Here is an 18,521-nt window from a genome sequence, read left to right as displayed (position 1 = left end):
GTTGGAGATGTGCACGCTGACCGTCTTGCCGCTGATGAACAGTCGCTCGCCGATCTGCCGGTTCGTCAGGCCGGTGGCGACCAGGCGGAGCACCTCGCTCTCGCGCGCGGTGAGCACGGTCCCGGCGACCGGCGCGGCACCGGGCAGCTCGAGCCGGGCCCGCCGGCTCAGTTCCTGCACCGCCGCGGCGAGCGGCCGCGCCCCCATCGCCCGGGCCTCGGTCAGGGCGGCGGCCGCCTCGGTGCGGGCCCCGGCCCGGTCGCCGCGGCCGGCCAGCGCCTCGGCCAGTCGCCACCGGGACCGCGCGATCTCGTAGCGGTGTCCGTAGCCGAACTCGTCGACCGCGGACCGCCACCGGTCCGGGTCGTTGTCGCCGGTCAGCCGGCCGAACTCGGCGCGGCCGCGGGCGACCCAGGCGCGGCCTTCCGGACCCAGCCGGCCGCCGCGCGGCCGCCCGCGGTCGGCGGTCCGCTCCATCCGATCGAGAAAGGTCCGGCCGACGTCGAGCTCGGCCGTCACGTCGGTGCCGGCGCCACCGGCCGACCGGAGGGCGCCGGCCCGGTCGGCCGCCGCCGCCAGACCCAGCGCCGACAGCCAGATGCCGCCGAGGAAGTAGTCGTTCCAGGCCCGGCTCATGAACTCGGTGAGCCGCACCGTCAGATCGATGGCCCCGCGGTGATCGCCGGCCCAGGTCAGCGCATCGACCGTGCACCCGCCGGAGACCATGGCCAGCATCGGGTCGCGCTGCCAGTCGACCTCGTCCACCCGGCCGTGATCGACGGCGTCGGCGTCGCCGCGCGCCACCGCGGCGTACAGGTCCACCGTCGACAGGGCCGTTCCGGCGGCGTCCGGCACCCAGTCCCGGGTCGCCGGCGGCGGGGTGAGGTCGCCGGAGACGAACCGGATGAGATCCCGGAAGATCAGCAGGCCCACCCCGTAGCCCATCCACAGCACGCCGACCGCCCGCGCCCGCTCGATGCCCGCCGCGCAGATCCGGGCGGCCCGCACGAGATCGCCGGCGTAATAGCGGTTGGCCGTCAGGTTGTGGGTCGCCCGGAGCTCGGCGGTCAGATCGCCGGCCGCCCGGGACAGCTCCAACGACCGGGCGAACAGGTCACCGGCCAGATCGGCCTCGGCGACGGCCAGCACACCGAGCGTGGTCAGCGCGTCGGACTCGGCCTCCGGCACGCCGAATTCCCGCGCCTCGGCGGCCGCCCGTTCGGCCAGCCCGGCGGCCTGTTCGTCGCGGTCGCAGTTCAGGGCCGACCGGGCGAACGCGGCGAGCAGCCGGGCCCGATCGGCCGACGGGCCCTGCTCGTCCAGCACGGCCAGGGCCCGTTCGGACCGCTGCAGGGCGTCGCGTTCGCGCTGGTCGTCGATCAGGTAATACGCGGCGGCCGGAGTGAGCCGGGCGGCGCGGACGGGATCGCTGCCGTCGAGCGCGGCGACCGCCAGGGCCGCGGCCCGCGCCGGCTGTCCGGCCCGGCTGGCGGCGAGCGCGGCCGTCATCTGCACGTCGATGAGGTCCTGCCCGATCCGGTCGGCCGCGTCCGGCACGGCGTCCCACAGCGCGATGACGGTCTCCAGGTGCCGCAGCGCCTCGGCCGGCGCGAGCACGTCGGCGGCCTCCCGGGCGGCGGTGGCCCCGGCGGTCAGCGCGGCCGGCAGGTCGTGCGCACGGTGCGCGTGGAACGCCAGTTCGGCCGGCGAGCCCCGGGACGGGTCCGCGGCGATCTGCCGCTGATAGGCCCGGTGCAACCGGCTCAGCTCGCCGGGCAACAGGTCCCCGTAGACGACCTCGGCCAGCAGCGCGTGCCGGAAGACGATCCAGCGCCCGTCCTCGATGGCCAGCACATGGTGGGCGATCGCCTCGCGTAGCGTCCGGTCGACGGCGGCGTCGTCGGGGAAGTCCGGTTGGGCCCGGGCGACCGCGGTCAACAGCTCGCCGGACACCCGCCGGCCGGCCACGGACGCGATCCCGGCCAGGGCCTGGACCGCGGGGTCGAGCCGCTCCAAGCGGGCGTGCAGCACGTCGGACAGCGAGCCGGGCAGGCCCAACCCACCGGCGCCCGCCGATTCCAGCAGCTCCTGGGCGAAGTACGCGTTGCCCTCCGACCGGTGCAGCACCCGCAGCAGATCGGGCTCGGCGACCGGCCCGCCGGTGATCGCGGTGGCGAACTGGGCCAGCTCGGCCCGGGTGAACGGGGCGAGGTCGAGGAGATCGACTCGCGGGTGGCGCACCAGTTCGGACAGCACCGGCCGCAGCGGGTGCCGCCGGTGCAGGTCGTCGGTGCGGTAGCTGGCCACGAGAAGCAGATGCTCGGAGCGCATCCGGGCGATCAGGAAGGTCAGGACGTCGCGGCTCGACGGGTCGGCCCAGTGGAGGTCCTCGATCATCAGCACCAGCGGCCGTTCGGCGTCCCCGCCCGCACCGATCGCGGCGGCGATCCCGTCGAACAGTTGCCCTCGGGCGGCCTGTGCGGCGCTGCCGGTCTCCGGCTCGCCCAGCCCGGCGTCCAGCAGCCGGCCCAGGGCCGGACGACCGCCGATCACCGCATCCACCGGATCGGATCGGCTGCGGAGCTGGCCCAGGGCGTCGGTGAACGGCAGGTACGGCAGGCCGACCTCGCCGAGGTCCACGCAGTGGCTGATCACCACCCGGGCGCCGTCGGCGCGGCCCAACTCGGCCATCCGGCGCAGCAGGCGGGTCTTCCCGACCCCGGCGTCCCCGGAGAGCAGGATCGCGCTCGGCCGGCCGGCCCGGGCGCCGGCGAGGGCCGACCGGAACCGGTCGACCTGCTCGGACCGGCCCACGAACTCCAGGTCGACGGTCGCTGCCACGCCGTCCATAGTGGCAGCCGGGTCCGACAGTGCCGCCGCCGTCACCGGCTCGTCACCGGCTCGGCATCCGGGACGCCGACGGCGACACCCGGGGGGTGCGCCGGGCGCTCCGGTCGGCCGCTGCTCGCGGGTCGGCGGCCACGCCCCGCCGGTCCCCCGGCCGGCCGGCGAATCCGGCGGCCGCGGCCCGCTTCACTCCCCGCGCTTGACCGGCGCGGTCCGGGTGCCCGGCTGCGCGCGGCGGAACCAGCCGCGGCGGCGGTGGCCCACCTGCGCCCGGACCTGGGCGTGCCGGTAGGCGATCTCGGCGTCCATGGCCGGTCCCCAGGATGCGGTCATCGTTCGTCCTCCGAATCGTTCGGCCGGACCCGCTGGCCCGACACGATTCACGATGTCGGTAAGGCGGCGGGCGGCGGATCGGACGATCGCGCAGTGGTATCCGGACGAGGGCCTCAGCCGGAGCCGCCGGCGGCGTCTGAGGCGCCTTAGGGGTCAGAGGTCCGGCCGCCGTGACGGCGGCGAATGTTCCGCGGGGCGTGAGCTCGGGGTGCGCGGTGAGGCTGCGGGAGCGGCGGGCCGAGGTGCGGCCAGGACTGCGGGCATCAGGTGAGCCCGAGGGCGGTGGTTGTTCCGCGGATCATGTCCGCCGGGCGGAGGAGCGGCGATGGGCGAGCCGCGAAAATCTGGCCGGTCTCGGACCGGTGGTTGTTCCGCGGGACCACCGTCGCCCGGACGAGGCGCGGTGAGACGGTCAGCCGGCGACGCGGCCGTACCGCTGCTCGGCCCGGGCCCGGGCCTTGATCGCCTCGGTCTCCCGGTCCTTGGGCGGCGCCGCGGTGACCAGGTCGTCCAGCAGGTGGCGGGTGATGTGCGCGATCTCTTCGACGGCGCGGTCGAACACCGCCTGGTTCGCCGCGGACGGCTTGGTGGACCCGCTGACCTTGCGCACGTACTGCAGCGCGGCGGCGTGCACCTCGTCGGTGGTGGCCGGAGGATCGAAGTTGTGCAGGGTTCGGATGTTGCGGCACATGACTCCAGGGTGGCACGGCCGCGCGGAGTTTTCGTCGGGTTGACCACGGTCGACCTGATCCACCGGGTCGCCCGGCCGGTGGGGGCGGACGAAAAGGTCACCGCGCTGAGCCAGGAGATCGTCGCCGGCGGGCCGGCCGCCAATGCCGCGGTGACCTTCGCCCTGCTCGGCGGGGAGGCAGAGTTGATCACCGACCTGGGTCGCCACCCCCTGGCGCGGCTGGCCGCCCAGGACCTGACGGCCAACGGTGTTCGGGTGCGCGCGGTCGTGCCGGACACCGACGAGCCACCGGCGGTCAGCAGCATCCGGGTGCTGGACGCGACCGGGGAACGGTCGGTCGTGTCGGTCAATGCCGCGGCGCGGGCGGTCCCCGCCCCGGACTGGCTGGCCGCCGTCCTGAACGGCGCCGCCGTGCTGCTCCTGGACGGGCACCACCCGCGGCCGGCCCTGGCCGCCGCGCGCGCCGCCCGGGAGCGGTCCGTCCCGGTCGTCCTGGACGCCGGCAGCTGGAAGCCGGTGCTCGACGAGCTGCTGCCCCTGGTCGACGTCGCGATCTGCTCGGCGGCGTTCCGGCTGCCGGACGGTGCCGTGCCGCCGGCCCTGCTCGGGCGCGGCGTCCGGCGGGTCGCGGTCACCGACGGTCCGCAACCGGTTCGGTGGTGGGCCGCGGGGGGCGAGCGGTCGGGTGAGGGAACGGTCCCGATCCCGCGGGTGGTCGTGCGCGACACCCTGGGTGCCGGTGACGTGTTCCACGGCGCCTTCGCGCATCAGCTGGCCGGTCGTCCGGGCAGGTCTTTCGCCGACCAGTTGGCCCGGTCGGGGTCGGTGGCCGCGGACCGCTGCCAGGTCGTCGGGATGGCCGCCTGGCGCGCGTGGCGCCAGCAGATGTCGACGGCCTGACCGGTGCCCTGCGGAGGTCGTCGAGTTGCCCGGGTGCTCGATCCCCGGTGGTGTGGTCGAACCGGGACCGGGCCGGCGGCGGTACGAGCTCGGCCGGCAGCACGTCGACCGTGCGCAGGCCACGCACCGGCCGGACCGCGACGTCGGGCGACCGCCTGGGGTCGAAGGTGTCGTGTCGGCGCTCGGTGACGCCGGTCCGGCCGGCCTCCGGTGCGGGGAACGGCAGGGCCGGAGCATGCTGGTTCCGGGCGGCGAGTCCGATGAAGGAGAACTGAGATGAAACTGGGCGTGCACATCGCGGACTTCACGTTCCCGGGCGGACCGCGGACGCTGGCGCAGGACCTCACCGGCATCGCGCAGGCCGCCGAGGAGAACGGGTTCGCCCGGGTCAGCGTGATGGACCACGTGTGGCAGATCTCCGTGGTCGGGCCCGAGGACCACGACATGCTCGAGGCCTACACGGCCCTTGGCTACCTGGCCGCGCGCACGTCGACGGTGGAACTGCTCGCCTGGGTGACCGCGGTCGTCTACCGCGAACCCGGCCTCCTGGCCAAGCAGGTCAGCACGCTCGACGTGCTCTCCGGCGGGCGGGCGATGCTGGGCATCGGGGCCGCGTGGAACGAGGCCGAGTCGCGGGGGCTCGGGTTGCCGTTCCCGCCCACCGCCGAGCGGTTCGAGCGGCTGGAGGAGGCGCTGCAGATCTGCCTGCAGATGTGGTCCGACGACGACGGCCCCTATCGGGGCGACCATTACACGCTGGAGCGCACGCTCAACGTGCCGCAGCCGCTGCGCCGGCCGCCGATCCTGATCGGTGGCGGTGGGGAGCGCAAGACGCTGCGGCTGGTGGCCAGGTACGCGCAGGCCTGCAACCTGTTCGACACCCCCGACCTGCCCCACAAGCTCGACGTGCTGCGGGCGCACTGCGACCGGGAGGGCCGCGACTACGACGACATCGAGAAGACGGTGATGGCGCCGTTCCCGGTCGGGGCGGACGGTGCGGGTGTCGACGATTTCCTGGCCACGCTGCGCCGGCTGGCCGACCTCGGCGTCGCCCACGTGCACGGCCGGCCGGCCGGGATGTGGGACCGCCGGGTGCTGGACGTGTACGGCGAGCGGGTGATCCCGGTCGTCGCCGGCTGGTGACGCCGCCGGTCGGGGAGCGGCGGCCGCCCGGGCCGCCCTGCGGACCGGCACGGGGTCCGGTTCAATGACGCCTATGGATCCACGCGCGGGCAAGCCTGCTCAGGAAAGCGATCTCATCGACGTCGACGCGGTGCTGGCGGCCTATGAGGACCTGCACCCGGACGTCTCGAACCCCGATCAGCGGGTGGTGTTCGGCACGTCCGGCCATCGCGGGTCGAGCCTGGACACCGCGTTCAACCGCGACCACATCCTCGCGATCACCCAGGCCATCTGCGAGTACCGGGCCGAGCAGGGCACCGACGGGCCGCTGTTCATCGGCGCCGACACGCACGCGCTGGCGTTCCCCGCGCAGGCCACCGCGCTGGAGGTGCTGGCCGCCAACAACGTCACGGTGATGCTGGACTCCAACGACGGGTTCACCCCGACCCCGGCGGTCTCGCACGCCATCCTCAAGGCCAACCACGGACGCACCAGCCGGCTGGCCGACGGCATCGTCGTCACTCCCAGCCACAACCCGCCCCGCGACGGCGGTTTCAAGTACAACCCGCCGAACGGCGGCCCCGCGGACAGCGACGCCACCTCGGTGATCGCGGCCCGGGCCAACGAGATCCTGGCCGGCGGGCTCAAGGACGTGAAGCGGATGAGCTACGAGTCCGCCAAGAACGCCGACACCACCGGCTACTACGACTTCGTCTCCGGCTACGTCGGCGACCTGGAGAACGTGCTGGACATCGACGCCATCCGGGCCGCCAAGGTCAAGATCGGCGCCGACCCCCTGGGCGGCGCGTCCGTCGCCTACTGGGAGGCCATCGCCGAGCGGTTGGGCCTGGACCTGACCGTGCTGAACAAGCAGACCGACCCGACCTGGCGGTTCATGACGCTGGACTGGGACGGCAAGATCCGGATGGACTGCTCCTCCCCGAACGTGATGGCCTCGGTGGTGGAGAAAGCCAAGGGCGGCGGCTTTGACGTGGCCACCGGCAACGACGCGGACGCCGACCGGCACGGCATCGTCACCCCCGACGCCGGCCTGATGAACCCGAACCACTACCTGGCCGTGGCGATCGACTACCTCTACAGCCACCGGCCGGAGTGGGCCGCCGACATGGGCGTGGGCAAGACGCTGGTCTCGTCCTCGATGATCGATCGGGTGGTGGCCCAGCTCGGCCGCCGGCTGGTGGAGGTGCCGGTCGGCTTCAAGTGGTTCGTGCCCGGGCTGATCGACGGCTCGATCGGCTTCGGCGGCGAGGAATCGGCCGGGGCGTCCTTCCTGCGCAAGCGGGGCACCGTCTGGACCACCGACAAGGACGGCATCCTGCTCGCCCTGCTGGCCTCGGAGATCATCGCCGTCACCGGCAAGTCGCCCAGCGTCCGTTACCGGGAGCTGACCGAGCAGTTCGGCGACCCGGCCTACGCCCGGGTCGACGCGCCGGCCAGCAAGGCGGAGAAGGCGAAGCTGGCCAAGCTCTCGCCCGAGGACGTGAAGGCCGACTCGCTGGCCGGCGAGCCGATCACCGCCCGGCTGGTCGCCGCGCCGGGCAACGGGGCGGCCATCGGCGGCCTGAAGGTGACGACCGAGAACGCCTGGTTCGCCGCCCGCCCGTCGGGCACCGAGGACGTCTACAAGATCTACGCCGAGTCGTTCAAGGGCCCGGAGCACCTCACGCAGGTGCAGTCCGAGGCGCGCGAGGTGGTCTCGGCCGCGCTGGCCGGCTGACCCGCGTCCGCCGCGTTGCTCGGGCGCTGAGCAGAGCCGGGCCGGGTCCGTCCGGTCCGGCTCCGATCGGCGGGCCCGTCCGGCTGTGCGGTCGGTCCGGCTCCGGTCCGCGGACCCGTCCGGCTGTCCGGTCGGCGACGCCGGGCGGGCGGCTTCGGACCGTCAGGGCGCGGCCCACCCGTCCTCCAGGACGACCCGGTTGCGGCCCTCCCGCTTGGCCCGGTACAGGCACCGGTCGGCCCGCTCCATCAGGTCGGACAGCAGCTCGACGGTCACCGCGTCGGGACCGGCCGCGCGCGCGCCGGCACACCCGACGCTGACCGTGCCGGACCAGGGCGCCATCCAGTCCACGGCCCGGCGCCGAAGCCGGTCGGCCATCGCCGCGGCGTCGGCGGGGGACGACCGCGTCACCACGGCGAACTCCTCGCCGCCGAGCCGGGCGGCCAGGTCGCCGGACCGGATCTCGGCGAGCAGGCCGGCGCCGACGGCGCTCAGCACCTCGTCGCCGGCCACGTGCCCGTACCGGTCGTTGATCTCCTTGAACCGGTCGATGTCGATCATCAGCACGCTCAGGTGCCCCGATGGCGCAGGGGGCGCGGCGAACAGCTGCACGGTGATGCCGCGCCGGTTGAGCACGCCGGTCAGGGCGTCCGTCATGGACATCAGCTCCAGCGAGTCGACCATCGACTCCAGGTGCCGCCGCTGGGCGAGCACGGTCTCCGCCGCCCCGACCAGGGCGACGGCCGGCAGCAGCATGAGCGAGATCCACTGGACCGGATCGGCGGCGATGAGTGCGGCCACCACGGCACAGCCGGCGACCACCCCGATCTCCTGGCATCGCGGGAACGGCGGGCGCAGCAGGACCGCGACGTACAGGGTCGGCGGCAGCAGCAGGATCAGATTCAGCAGCGCGGCCGATCGGTCCTGGTTGGCCAGGATCGACGCGAGCACCATCAGGTCCAGCGCGGCGACGGTGGTCGCGATCATGCGATCGGACCAGCCCACCCCCCAGCGCCAGCCGGCCACCGCGATCGCCGCGCTCCCGACGATCACGATCAGGAAGGCGGCGGACCACTCCGGCCGGACCGTGGTCGGGTCGAGCGTGGCCAGGATGGCCAGCACGGTGCCGGCCAGCGCGATGCCGGCCAACCATCGAGCCCGTCTGCGCGGATCGCTCCGCGGTGTCGCCGAATCCGTCGCCATGGTCGTCGTCATCGTCGCCCCCCGGGCGACATCATCCCCGCCGGTCGGGGACGGCGCCGTGACGCGGCCGGCGGACGCCGTGCCGGCCGGGGTCCTCGCGCTCGCGCTTCGTGCCCGGCGGCCGGTCGTCACCCGCGCCCCGGGGTGAGGGTCGCCCGAACGGACGGAATTCGCTCGATCGCCCGGCAGGGTTTGATCACTCCCGGTTGCGATCGAGGTGTGGTCGGGCGAAACGGTATCGATCGGGTTGATTTCTGACCCGCTCGTCAACATCCGATTCGGGGCCGGCGCGGGCCGGGGGGCCCCGGGATTGCGCCGGCGCGGGGCTCCACGGGTCCGGCCGGCTCGGGCTCATCCGGAACGAGTGAATGTGCCTCGCGCCCGCGGCGGACCGGTGCGGCGGTCGGCATCATGACCGGATGGAGAGCGCCGACGTTGCCGCCCACGAGGCCCGCGAGATCGACGAGGTGATCGAGCGCCTGCGCGAGCGGTTCCCGACCGTCGCCGAGGACCGGATCCGCGGAGTGGTCCACGAGGAGCACCGGACATTCGACGGCCGGCCGATCCGCGACTTCGTGCCCGTCTTCGTCGAGCGAGCTGCCGTCGAACGGCTGCGCCGCCCGGCGGCCTGACTCGCGGATCGGACCGGCCGCGGGTCAGGCCGCGGTGCGGGCCGGCGCGGCGGCGCCCGACGGCCGCACGCTCCGTTCCGTCACGGCGATGCCCAGGCGCTCCGGGACCCGCGGCGAGATACAGGCGAGCAGGGCGTTGCGCAGCCCGTCGACCACGCTGGGCCGGCCGGCGGCCAGGGCCCGCATGGCCGTCCCGACGACCTGGGCCGGGCTGCGACGGGGACCGACCGCGGCGTCCTCCCCGGCGACCCGGAAGAACTCGGTCGCGGTGGCGCCGGGGCTCAGGGCCAGCACGGTGACGCCGGTTCCTCGGGTCTCGGCCCACAGGGCCCGGCTGAAGCTGAGCACGAACGCCTTGGTGGCGCCGTAGACGGCCATGTGGGGGACCGGCTGGAAGGCAGCCGTGCTGGCCACGTTCACGATCGCGCCGGCGCCGCGCTGCACCATGCCGGGCAGCAGCCGCGCGGTCAGGGCGACGACCGCATCGACGTTCAGCGTCGTCATGGCGTCCAGCCGGTCCGGATCGGCGTCCACGACGTCGCCGTGGGCCCCGAAGCCGGCATTGTTGATCAGCACGTCGATCGTCAGGCCCCGGGCGGCCAGTTCCGCGACCAGTTCCTGGGCCGCGCCCGGCCGGCCCAGGTCGTGGGTCAGGACGACGGTCTCGGTGCCGTGATCCCGCCGCACCTGCTCGGCCAGGGCGGTGAGCCGGTCGGTCGACCGGGCGGTGAGCACCAGGGAGCTGCCCCGCCGGGCCAGCTCCTGGGCGAACTCCCGGCCGATGCCGGACGAGGCGCCGGTGACCAGAGCGGTCCGGCCGGTCAGGTTGTCCAGATCCATGGCGATGACGCTCCTCGGGTGTGTTATCGGTGTCAACATGGCCAGCCTAGGGCGGCGTGTTAGCGCTGTCAACATGGGATACTCGATGCCGTGACGGCGGCGGATCGACCCAGGTACCACCATCCGGACCTGCGGGCGGCGCTGCTCGAGCACGGGATCGCGCTGGCCCGGGCCGGCGGTCCGGCCGCGGTGTCCCTGCGCGACGTGCAGCGCCGGGCGGGGGTGAGCAACTCGGCCGCCTACCGGCACTACGCCGACCGCGCGGCGCTGCTCGATGCCATCGCCGACCGGGCGGCCGCCGAGCTCAGTGCCCGGATGACGGCGGAGCTGGCGGGGGTGCCGGCCGGCGGGCCGCCCGCCGACGTGGCCCGGGCGCGGCTGCGGGCCCTGGGCCGGGTGTACATCCGCTTCGCCCTGGCCGAGCCGGGGCTGTTCGCGACGATCGGCGCCGAGCAGGACAAGGACCTGGCCACCGGACACGGCCCCGACGATCCGTTCGGGCTGCTCGGCCGCTGCCTGGACGAACTCGTGGCCGCCGGTGGACTCGATCCGGTCCACCGGCCGTGGAGCGACGTCGCCGCCTGGTCGGCCGTGCACGGGCTGGCGGTGCTGGTGCAGGGTGGCCCGCTCTCCGGCCTGCCGTCGGCGGACCGGGAGGCCGCCATCGAGCGCACCCTGGACGTGCTGCTGGCCGGGCTCACCTGATCCCTCGCCCGGCTCAGACGATGTCCAGGACCTCCTCCAAGCCCTCGGCGAAGCTGTCCATCAGGACCGACACGTCCTCGACGGCGTCACCGTCGATGGTGAACCCGATGCAGCAGGCGCCCGCGTGGGTCGTCATCGCCACCATGATCGCCACCCCGGGCAGCGGGCCGAACGCGAAGATGCGGTCGACCCGGGCGCCGGCCAGGAACGACCGGTAGGGCAGGCCGGGCACGTTCGAGGCCGACAGGTCCGCGGTCGCGCCGAGCCGCCAGGCCGCCGCGCCCACACCGGACGGCAGCATGTTCACCCACGGGGCCAGCAGGCCGAACGAGTCCAGGGCAGGTTCGGTCCGCAGGGTCAGCACGGTGCCGCGGATGATGGCGATCCGCTCGACCGGGTCCCGGACGCCGATCGGGCCGGCCAGCAGGGCGCCGGCGAACTTGTTGCCGCCCATCGGGTCGTCACCGCGGCGCAGCGAGACCGGCATGGCCATCGGCAGGCTCTCCAGGGGGGTGTCGTGCCGCTCGTGGTAGCGGCGCAGCCCGCCGAGCAGCGCCGCGACATAGGCGTCGTTCACCGAGCCGCCGGCCGCCTTGGCCGCCGCCCGGAGCCGCCGGAACTCGCACTCCACCACGCCGAACCGCCAGCTGCGGCCGGTGCGCCGGGTGAACAACGGGGACGGCGGGGCGGGCGGGGGCGGCAGCATCCGCCGCAACGATGCGGTGAACCGGACCGCGTCCGACCCGGCCCGCAGCGGATCGGACAGCACCGTGCCGCCGAACCGGAGCGAACGCCACAGCAGGTCGGGCGCCTGCCCGAGGCGGGCGGCCAGCTGACGGGAGGTCAGCACGGCCGGGTTCCTGCGGCCGGTTCCGGGGTCCGGAGCCCCGCCGGCGGGCTTGTCCGGGGTGTGGTCGCGGGTGCGGCTCTGCACCAGCGACAGCAACTGGACCCCGCCCAGCCCGTCGGTGACGGAGTGGTGCAGCTTGAGCAGGTAGGCCGCGCGGCCGTCGGCCAGGCCCTCGACCAGCACGGCCTCCCACAGCGGCCGGGCCCGGTCCAGCGGGGCGAGCGCGAAGCGTTCGGCGTGCGCGAGCACGGCCGTCAGGTCGCCGCCGGCGGGATCGAGCCGGGTCCGGCGCAGGTGATCCTCGAGGCGGAACGACGGGTCGGTCACCCAGACCGGTGGGCCGACCGGCACCAGCGGCTCCTGCACCCGTTCCCGCGCCCGGCGGACCAGGCCGACCGCCCATTCGTGCGCGGCCCACAGCCGGTCCCAGTCGGGGGTGGTGTCCAGCAGCATCAGCGCGGTGATGGTCGAGGACAGCTCGGGATGCCGTTCGGAACGCCACATCAGCGTCTCGAGTTCGCTCATCGAGCCGTTCAGGCCCCACTGTCCGGCGGCCGTCCAGGCCTGCCGGTTCAGCTCGTCCGGGGTGGGCGTGGTGGGCGTGGTGGGCGGTGCCGGCGGCGTGGTCGGGGTGGGGTCCGTCATGCGGTCGCCTCCGGCCAGTCGGCGAGGGTGGCGACGAACAGCTCGCGGACGGACCGGACGTGCTCGTCGATGGTCTCCGGCGACCAGCCGTCGGTGGGGATCGGATCCAGCACCGCGATCTGCAGCGTGCCGGAGTGCAGCAGGGTCGAGTTGCGCCACATCAGTTCGCCGGCGTTGCGGACGACGATCGGCACGATCGGCACCCCGGCCTGCATGGCCAGGTGGAAGCCGCCCTTCTTGAACGGCAGGACGGTCGGCGTGGGCGAGCGGGTGCCCTCCGGCATGATCACCACCGACGTGCCGGCCCGGATCCGGTCGGCCAGCGCGGCCAGGTCGCGCTTGGCCGAGTCCGGATGGGAGCGGTCGATGTAGGCGGGGTCGACGAACAGCCCGGCGATGGCCATCCGGGGGTCGTACCGGGCCTCCTTCTTGGCCACGCCGGTGAAGTCCTTGCGCAGCAATGCCCCCATCAGCGGGGCGTCCAGCGAGCTCTGGTGGTTCGCCACGAACACCGCCGGCCTCGCCGCCCACAGGTTGTGCTCGCCGACGATGTCGAGCTTGACCCCGGCCATCGCCAGAGCCAGGTCGCAGGCCAGCGGGATGCCGATGTTGCGGCCGGTCCGCGGGTTGCCGGACAGCAGGCCGGTGGCGGCACCGACCACCATCCCGACGTTGAACCCGCCCAGGGCCGCGGCGGTGCCCAGGAGCGCCCGCAGGCCGCCGCTGCGCGGCTCGGACAGCGTCACGACCGGCCAGCCGTAGGTGCGGGCGGCGATCGCCAGCCCGGTGTGCGGGTTCAGGGGGTGCGGGTGCCCGACCGAGCCGAGGAACGGCACGTCCTCGTCGCCGTTGCCGTAGGCGTAGCTGGCGCTCAGGTCGATGCCGCGTTCGCGGGCGAACGCCCGGACCGCCGCGCCCTTCGGTTCGCCCCAGAGCATCGGCCCGGCCAGGCGGCCGGTGATCACCCCGTCGACCACCTCGACCTCCGTGCAGAGCACGTCGGTGATGCCCAGATCCCGCGCCAGCGGCTCGATCTGGAACCGGGTGGCGGCCGAGGCGACGGCGACGGTGTGCTTGCGCCGCTGGTGGGCGCGCACCAGGTCGCGAGCCTCCGGCCGGACCGAGGCGGCGATCTTCTGGGCGAAGAGCCGCTCGCCGAGTTCCAGCACGGTCGAGACCTCGCGGCCGGCCATCGCGGCCACCCCGTGCCGGCCGATGGCCGTCGGGTCCCCGCCGAGTTTGCCGTCGACGACCGAGAACAGCGACCGGGCGACGTCGCCGGCGGCGATGTCCCGGGTGCGGATGCTCTCGGCGAAGAACGTGTTGGCGGTGTAGCCCTCGACCAGGGTGCCGTCGAGGTCGAAGAACGCACCGATGTGCGGGCCGCTCGGCCCCGCCAGCACGGCCTCGATCTGCTGGGCCGCGGTCAGCGCGGCCGGCGGTCCGGCGGTCATGGTTGCCCCCTCCGGGCGAGTTCGGCGATCGCGTCGGCCCGGGCGACGTCGGCGGCGACCTCGTCGGCGAACGCCTGCCGGCGGTCCGCGTCGGCGTCGGCGAGCAGCAGCTCCCGCTTGCCGGCGACCCGTAGCGCGGTCCGGAACAGTTCCAGGGACACCGACTCGGCGCTGGTGATCCGGTGCTGCAGCAACCACTGCTGACCGACCGCGAGGCACTCGCCCAGCAGGCGCGGTTCGTCGACCGGTTCGGGATCGCACGGCTCGGCGGCCAGCCGGTCGGCCACGACGAGATAGGCGTCCAGGTAGGGCCGCAGGACGAGGTGCGCGGTGAGCAGGTCGGCGCCGGCGAGCAGGCGGGCCGCGGTGTCCCGGTCGCACCGCCAGCCCTCGTCCCGGGCGTCCGCGCCCAGCAGGCGCAGCTCCGACAGCACCTCCGCGCCGTACCGGGTGCTGTCCGGGAAGAAGAACTCGAACTTGAGCAGGTCGCGCAGCCGGCGCGCCTGGGCGAACACGTCGGTGTCGGTGTCGGTGTCGGTGTCGGTCTTGGCGTCGGCGCCGGATGCGGCGCTCGAGCCCGCGACGGCCTGCAGGGCCAGCTCGGTGATCGCCCGCTGCACCAGCGCGTGGATGATCGTGTTCCGGTAGAAGGCGGCGACCAGGTGCCGGCCGGGGGCGATCTGCCAGACCGGTTCGGTGCCCTCGTCGAACACCGCGACCAGGCCCGAGACCACCATCTCGTCCAGGGTGCGGCGGATGGTGGCCCGGTCGGTCAGGTTCAGCGCGCCGGCGACCGCCCAGCCCTGGCGGGCCAGGTAGCCGGCCAGCGGGCGGACGGTGGCCAGCAACTGGCCCAGGGTCAACGACCGGTCGGCGCCGAGCAGGGCCAGGCTGACCACGGCGGTCGCGGTCACCGGGGTCGCCCGGTTGATCCGGTGCGAGACGTCCAGCGCGATCCGCTCGACCTCGTGCGCGCCGGTGGCCGGGTCGGCCCGCAGCTCGGTCAGCCGGTCGGAGAGCGGGATGGGCTCGCCGAAATCGAGGTAGGCCCGGCCCAGCCGCTGCCGCTGCTGCCGGGCCAGGTGCACCAGCCAGCGCAGGTCCTCCGGGCGCTTGCCGTCGCCCCGCGCCTCGCGGGTCATCAACGGCACCTCGTGCAACTGGTCGTAGACGATCGAGACGCCGACCACCTGGATGTCGGTGCCGATGCCGCCGGCGTCGGTCCGCGTCGCCTCGTCCAGGCCGTCGACGAGGTAGCGCAGGATGCCGAACGTCGGCGGCCGCAGCTTGCCGGTGCGGGTGCGGCCGCCCTCGATGGACCAGGCCAGGTTGCCGCGGCTGCGCACCAGCTCGGCGATGTAGGAGCGCAGGGCGAGCCGGTAGACCGGTAGCTCGCGGATGTTGCGGCGGATGAAGATGACGCCGGACCGGCTGGCCCACTGGCCGAACGGGAACAGGTTCAGGTTCGAGCCGCCCAGGGTGTAGACCGGGCTGAGCCGCTTGGCCGCGATCACCTCGGGGACGACGAACCCGTCCAGGTAGGACCGGTGCGAGAAGGCGAACGCGAGCGAGGACCGGCGGTCCAGCTCGCGCAGCCGCTGGACCTGCTCGTCGTCCACGTACACGTCGTAGGCCCGCAGGAACCAGCGGCCGAACGCCCGCCAGGCGTTCGTCGCCCGCTGGTCGTGGGTGGCGGCCATCTCCTTCAGGTAGCCGACGGCCTCCTCCCGCACGTCCGCGGGTCGCCGGTCCAGCTTCTGGGCCAGGGTGTCCAGCCGTTGGGCGAACCAGGGGGCGCGGAGCAGCTCGTCGAGTTCCGGGCTGTGGATCGGGCCGAGCGAGGAGACTCCGTGACGCACGGACCGCCAGGCCCTCATGGTCGCCGTCTCGTCAGCGGGGCCGTCCCTGGCCCGGTCACCGTCACTCCTCGATCATCACACCGATCGCGTCCGGTCGCCGATGTCCGATCCGGGTGAATTCGGTCCCGGCCGCCCCGGCTGCGTCGGCCGCTCCTGCGCCCGGGTGGCCGCGACCGGGTCGATCGCGGTTCGGTCGAGCGCGCCGCGACCGGAGTCGCGCGGACCAAGCGCGGCGCGGCACTCCATCCCGCCGCACCTCACCCGCCGGGACCCCTCCCGGTCGCTCCAGCCGCTCGGGTCGGGCTGATCGTTTCCGGCAGGATCGGTCCGACATGGCCGAACGGTGCCGACGTGATCAGCCCGGCCGGTCGGGTCGCGGGGTGCGGCCCGGCCCGGCCCCGCTCAATGACGCGCCCGACCCCGCTCGTTCGGCGCGACCGGCGGTACCGCGGGGCGGGGGGTGGGGCGGCGGGGTGGGCCGGACCGATGCCGCTGTTGGGCACCCGGTCGCCGGCCGCTCACCCGGCGGACATCTCCGGACCGCCGGCCGGTCGCCGTGCGGTGGTGCGCTTCGGCCGTGTCGATGAAGCAGGGGCGAATGCTGGACGGTCCGGTCGTCGCGGGGCGCACGTCCGCACGGGACCGGTTGACGGCCGGCTCGTGGCGCTCGCGAGTGCGGCTCCTGGTGGACGACCTGATCGACCGGGTGCACCACGAGTATCCGGCGGCCTATGCCGTGCTCACCCTGCCCAGCGGCGAACGGATGTACGTGGCCAGCCACGACGCGGCCCGGCCCGGCTGTTCGGCCGGTCATGCCGGGTTCTTCGCCGAGCGCATCCGGCCCTTCCACGGGCCGGCGGCCGTCCCCGGCCGCGGGTCCAGCGATCTGCGGCCGCTGCTGCTGGACGTGCCGCTCGACCTGGCGACCCGACGAGTCCTGCGCTACCGGCTCGATCTGCGTGCCGGGGACGTCGCCGTCGTCGTGCGCTGACCGGTCCCGACGCGCCCGCGGGCGCTGCGCCGATCGAACTCTCGGACCCGCGCCCAGGGTGTGCGCTGATCCAAGACCCGGATCCGCGCCTGGGGGTGCGCTGATCCAAGACCCGGATCCGCGCCCGGATTGTCGCTTTCGGCGGGCCTTGGATCAGCGCAGAGACCGGCGGCCGGCCCGCGAGGACCGCAGCGCCCGGATTGTCGCTTTCGGTGGGCCTTGGATCAGCGCAGAGACCGGCGGTCGGCCCGCGAGGACCGGGGCGCCCGGCCGACGGTCAGCCCGCGAGGCGGTCCAGGGCGGCCGAGGCGTGGGGGGCGAGTTCGAGGTCCGAGTGCGCCCGCTCCTCGACGTAGGCGAGCTTGCCGTCCGGCGTGATGCCGATCAACCGGGTGGCCCCCACGACCGGGGGTGCGGTGGGGGTGCGCAGCGCGGCGTCGGTGGACAACGCCCACGCCGCGGCCGAGCGCGGGCGCCCGTAGAACAGCTCGATCCGGCCCTCGGCATGGGCGACCATCAGCTCGATCGACCCGTCCGCCTGCGGCCGGAAGAACCCGACCTCCCGGGCGCCCGGACCCTTGATCGACCCGTCCGGCTCGAGCAGCCAGCTGATCGATTCGTAGCGCAGGAACGGCCGGCCGTCGTGCGAGACGACGATCTGCTGGCCGAACTGCGGGTCCTTCTCGCCGGGGTCGTTGCCGAAGCGGCCCACCCCGCGCCAGACGCCGACCAGCGGCAGCAGCGGCATGCAGTCGGGGTGCAGACCGGGACGCGCCCGCACGTTGGCGGTGTCGGCCGGGATCGGCAGCGGCGGGACGTCGTCGATGTCCAGGCCGCGGGTCGCCTCGGCGCGGACCTCGGCGGCGGCGATGGCCGCGTCGCCGCTGCCGGGAACCGGAGCGTGGTCCGCCGCCGGCTCGACGTGCGGGGGCGCACCGACGTCCGGGCCGGGGACGTACTCGCCCGCGGTCCGCTCGGCCGAGACCAGGCCGGCGATCTCCTCGGCGGTCGGTCCCTGGTGCGGGTGGGGGCCCGCCGGGTCCGGGGCCGCCCCGTCCGGAGTGGTCACTTTTCCTCGTGCAGCAGCCGGTAGACCACGTAGAAGGCGAACCATGTGATCAGCAGGGCCACCGCGACCAGCAGGCCGGTAAAGAAGATTTCCACCCGGGCAGCCTAACCCGCGCCGGGCGCCGGTCTCCCGCACCGCGAACGACGTCACACCGGCCGGCCGGCCCGACCCGCGCTGATCACATCGCCGTTTCGGGGGTGGCCGGCACCCGGAAACGGCGAGTCGATCAGCGCCCCCGGCGGTGCCCCGACGCCGCCCGGGAACGCGGAAGGCGGGGCCGGCCGTCGCCGCACCCCGCCTTCCGGCACCGTCGAGGTCAGGCGACGGCGATGTCCAGCTGGTTCAGGCCCAGCGTCACGTCGCCGGAGGCCTGGCCGTTGCCTGCGCGGGACAGCGCCCGGACGGTCCACGCGCCGGGGGCGGCGTAGAAGCGGAAGTCACCGCCGGCCGAGGTGACGACCTCGGCGGTGAACTCGCCGGAGGCGTCGAGCAGGCGGACGAAGGCGCCGGCGACCGGCTCGTTGTCCTTGCAGACCTTGCCCTGGACGACGGCCTGGCCGGACACGTCGACGCCCACCGGAATGCCGGCGGACTGATCGGGGGCGGCACACGTCATGACTGGATGTCCTTTCGAAGGGTCGG

General features: G+C 74.3%; 16 protein-coding genes. 6 read left to right on the top strand and 10 right to left on the bottom strand.

The annotated features are described in order from the left end of the window. The 3 genes from ACOJUF_RS14790 to ACOJUF_RS14780 all read right to left on the bottom strand — a co-directional run. Positions 1–2,850: ATP-binding protein (locus tag ACOJUF_RS14790; RefSeq protein WP_420122594.1), on the bottom strand; the 2,850-nt coding region annotated here is incomplete at its 3' end. Positions 2,851–3,033: 183 nt separating this feature from the next. Beyond that, positions 3,034–3,180, bottom strand: coding sequence for a hypothetical protein (locus ACOJUF_RS14785; RefSeq protein ID WP_420122593.1), 147 nt, complete (start codon positions 3,178–3,180; stop codon positions 3,034–3,036). A 412-nt stretch (positions 3,181–3,592) separates the two neighbouring features. Beyond that, positions 3,593–3,871, bottom strand: a complete 279-nt coding sequence (locus ACOJUF_RS14780; RefSeq protein ID WP_420122592.1) for a DUF2277 domain-containing protein — start codon at positions 3,869–3,871, stop codon at positions 3,593–3,595. Positions 3,872–3,880: 9 nt separating this feature from the next. Between ACOJUF_RS14780 and ACOJUF_RS14775 the strand changes: the two genes are divergently transcribed. From ACOJUF_RS14775 to pgm, 3 genes are all read left to right on the top strand, one after another. Continuing rightward, on the top strand, positions 3,881–4,771 hold the full coding sequence (locus ACOJUF_RS14775) for a PfkB family carbohydrate kinase (RefSeq protein ID WP_420122591.1): 891 nt from the start codon (positions 3,881–3,883) through the stop codon (positions 4,769–4,771). Positions 4,772–5,047: 276 nt separating this feature from the next. Then, positions 5,048–5,914, top strand: a complete 867-nt coding sequence (locus ACOJUF_RS14770) for an LLM class F420-dependent oxidoreductase (RefSeq protein ID WP_420122590.1) — start codon at positions 5,048–5,050, stop codon at positions 5,912–5,914. Positions 5,915–5,978: 64 nt separating this feature from the next. Then, a complete protein-coding gene (gene pgm, locus ACOJUF_RS14765) occupies positions 5,979–7,631 on the top strand; it encodes a phosphoglucomutase (alpha-D-glucose-1,6-bisphosphate-dependent) (protein WP_420122589.1) in 1,653 nt (550 codons plus the stop codon). 162 nt (positions 7,632–7,793) lie between these two features. On the opposite strand, the gene ACOJUF_RS14760 is transcribed toward pgm, so the two are convergent. After that, the gene (locus tag ACOJUF_RS14760; protein ID WP_420122588.1) at positions 7,794–8,780 is read right to left on the bottom strand and encodes a diguanylate cyclase; all 987 of its coding nucleotides are present in this window, start codon (positions 8,778–8,780) and stop codon (positions 7,794–7,796) included. Between the two features lie 473 nt (positions 8,781–9,253). Here ACOJUF_RS14760 and ACOJUF_RS14755 point away from each other — a divergent pair, with 473 nt between their 5' ends. Next, positions 9,254–9,466, top strand: a complete 213-nt coding sequence (locus ACOJUF_RS14755) for a three-helix bundle dimerization domain-containing protein (protein ID WP_420122587.1) — start codon at positions 9,254–9,256, stop codon at positions 9,464–9,466. A 24-nt stretch (positions 9,467–9,490) separates the two neighbouring features. On the opposite strand, the gene ACOJUF_RS14750 is transcribed toward ACOJUF_RS14755, so the two are convergent. After that, entirely contained in the window at positions 9,491–10,306 is an 816-nt protein-coding gene (locus ACOJUF_RS14750) for an SDR family NAD(P)-dependent oxidoreductase (protein WP_420122586.1), read from the bottom strand. 90 nt (positions 10,307–10,396) lie between these two features. Between ACOJUF_RS14750 and ACOJUF_RS14745 the strand changes: the two genes are divergently transcribed. Next, positions 10,397–11,011 carry a TetR/AcrR family transcriptional regulator gene (locus ACOJUF_RS14745; protein ID WP_420122585.1) on the top strand — a complete coding sequence of 205 codons (615 nt, stop codon included), beginning with the start codon at positions 10,397–10,399 and terminating at the stop codon, positions 11,009–11,011. A gap of 13 nt (positions 11,012–11,024) precedes the next feature. On the opposite strand, the gene ACOJUF_RS14740 is transcribed toward ACOJUF_RS14745, so the two are convergent. Genes ACOJUF_RS14740 through ACOJUF_RS14730 form a run of 3 tightly spaced genes read right to left on the bottom strand, consistent with a single transcriptional unit; the run spans position 11,025 to position 15,819 of the window. Then, positions 11,025–12,506: a wax ester/triacylglycerol synthase domain-containing protein gene (locus ACOJUF_RS14740; protein WP_420122584.1), complete on the bottom strand. Its 1,482-nt coding sequence runs from the start codon at positions 12,504–12,506 to the stop codon at positions 11,025–11,027. Continuing rightward, on the bottom strand, positions 12,503–13,960 hold the full coding sequence (locus ACOJUF_RS14735) for an HAD-IB family hydrolase (protein ID WP_420122583.1): 1,458 nt from the start codon (positions 13,958–13,960) through the stop codon (positions 12,503–12,505). Before ACOJUF_RS14735 ends, ACOJUF_RS14740 begins: the two co-directional genes overlap by 4 nt. After that, a complete protein-coding gene (locus tag ACOJUF_RS14730; protein WP_420122582.1) occupies positions 13,957–15,819 on the bottom strand; it encodes a lysophospholipid acyltransferase in 1,863 nt (620 codons plus the stop codon). Before ACOJUF_RS14730 ends, ACOJUF_RS14735 begins: the two co-directional genes overlap by 4 nt. A gap of 583 nt (positions 15,820–16,402) precedes the next feature. Here ACOJUF_RS14730 and ACOJUF_RS14725 point away from each other — a divergent pair. Then, positions 16,403–16,810: a hypothetical protein gene (locus ACOJUF_RS14725; protein WP_420122581.1), complete on the top strand. Its 408-nt coding sequence runs from the start codon at positions 16,403–16,405 to the stop codon at positions 16,808–16,810. Positions 16,811–17,087: 277 nt separating this feature from the next. On the opposite strand, the gene ACOJUF_RS14720 is transcribed toward ACOJUF_RS14725, so the two are convergent. Then, entirely contained in the window at positions 17,088–17,879 is a 792-nt protein-coding gene (locus ACOJUF_RS14720; protein WP_420122580.1) for an FABP family protein, read from the bottom strand. A gap of 316 nt (positions 17,880–18,195) precedes the next feature. Beyond that, complete coding sequence (locus ACOJUF_RS14715) at positions 18,196–18,495, bottom strand: DUF1416 domain-containing protein (RefSeq protein WP_420122579.1); 300 nt, start codon at positions 18,493–18,495, stop codon at positions 18,196–18,198. Positions 18,496–18,521 lie beyond the last annotated feature (26 nt).

The sequence above is a fragment of the Nakamurella sp. genome (assembly GCF_048594475.1).
Taxonomy (GTDB): Bacteria; Actinomycetota; Actinomycetes; order Mycobacteriales; family Nakamurellaceae; genus Nakamurella.
The sequence above is the reverse complement of the archived record's forward strand: the minus strand, read 5'-3'. Positions and strand labels throughout refer to the sequence as shown.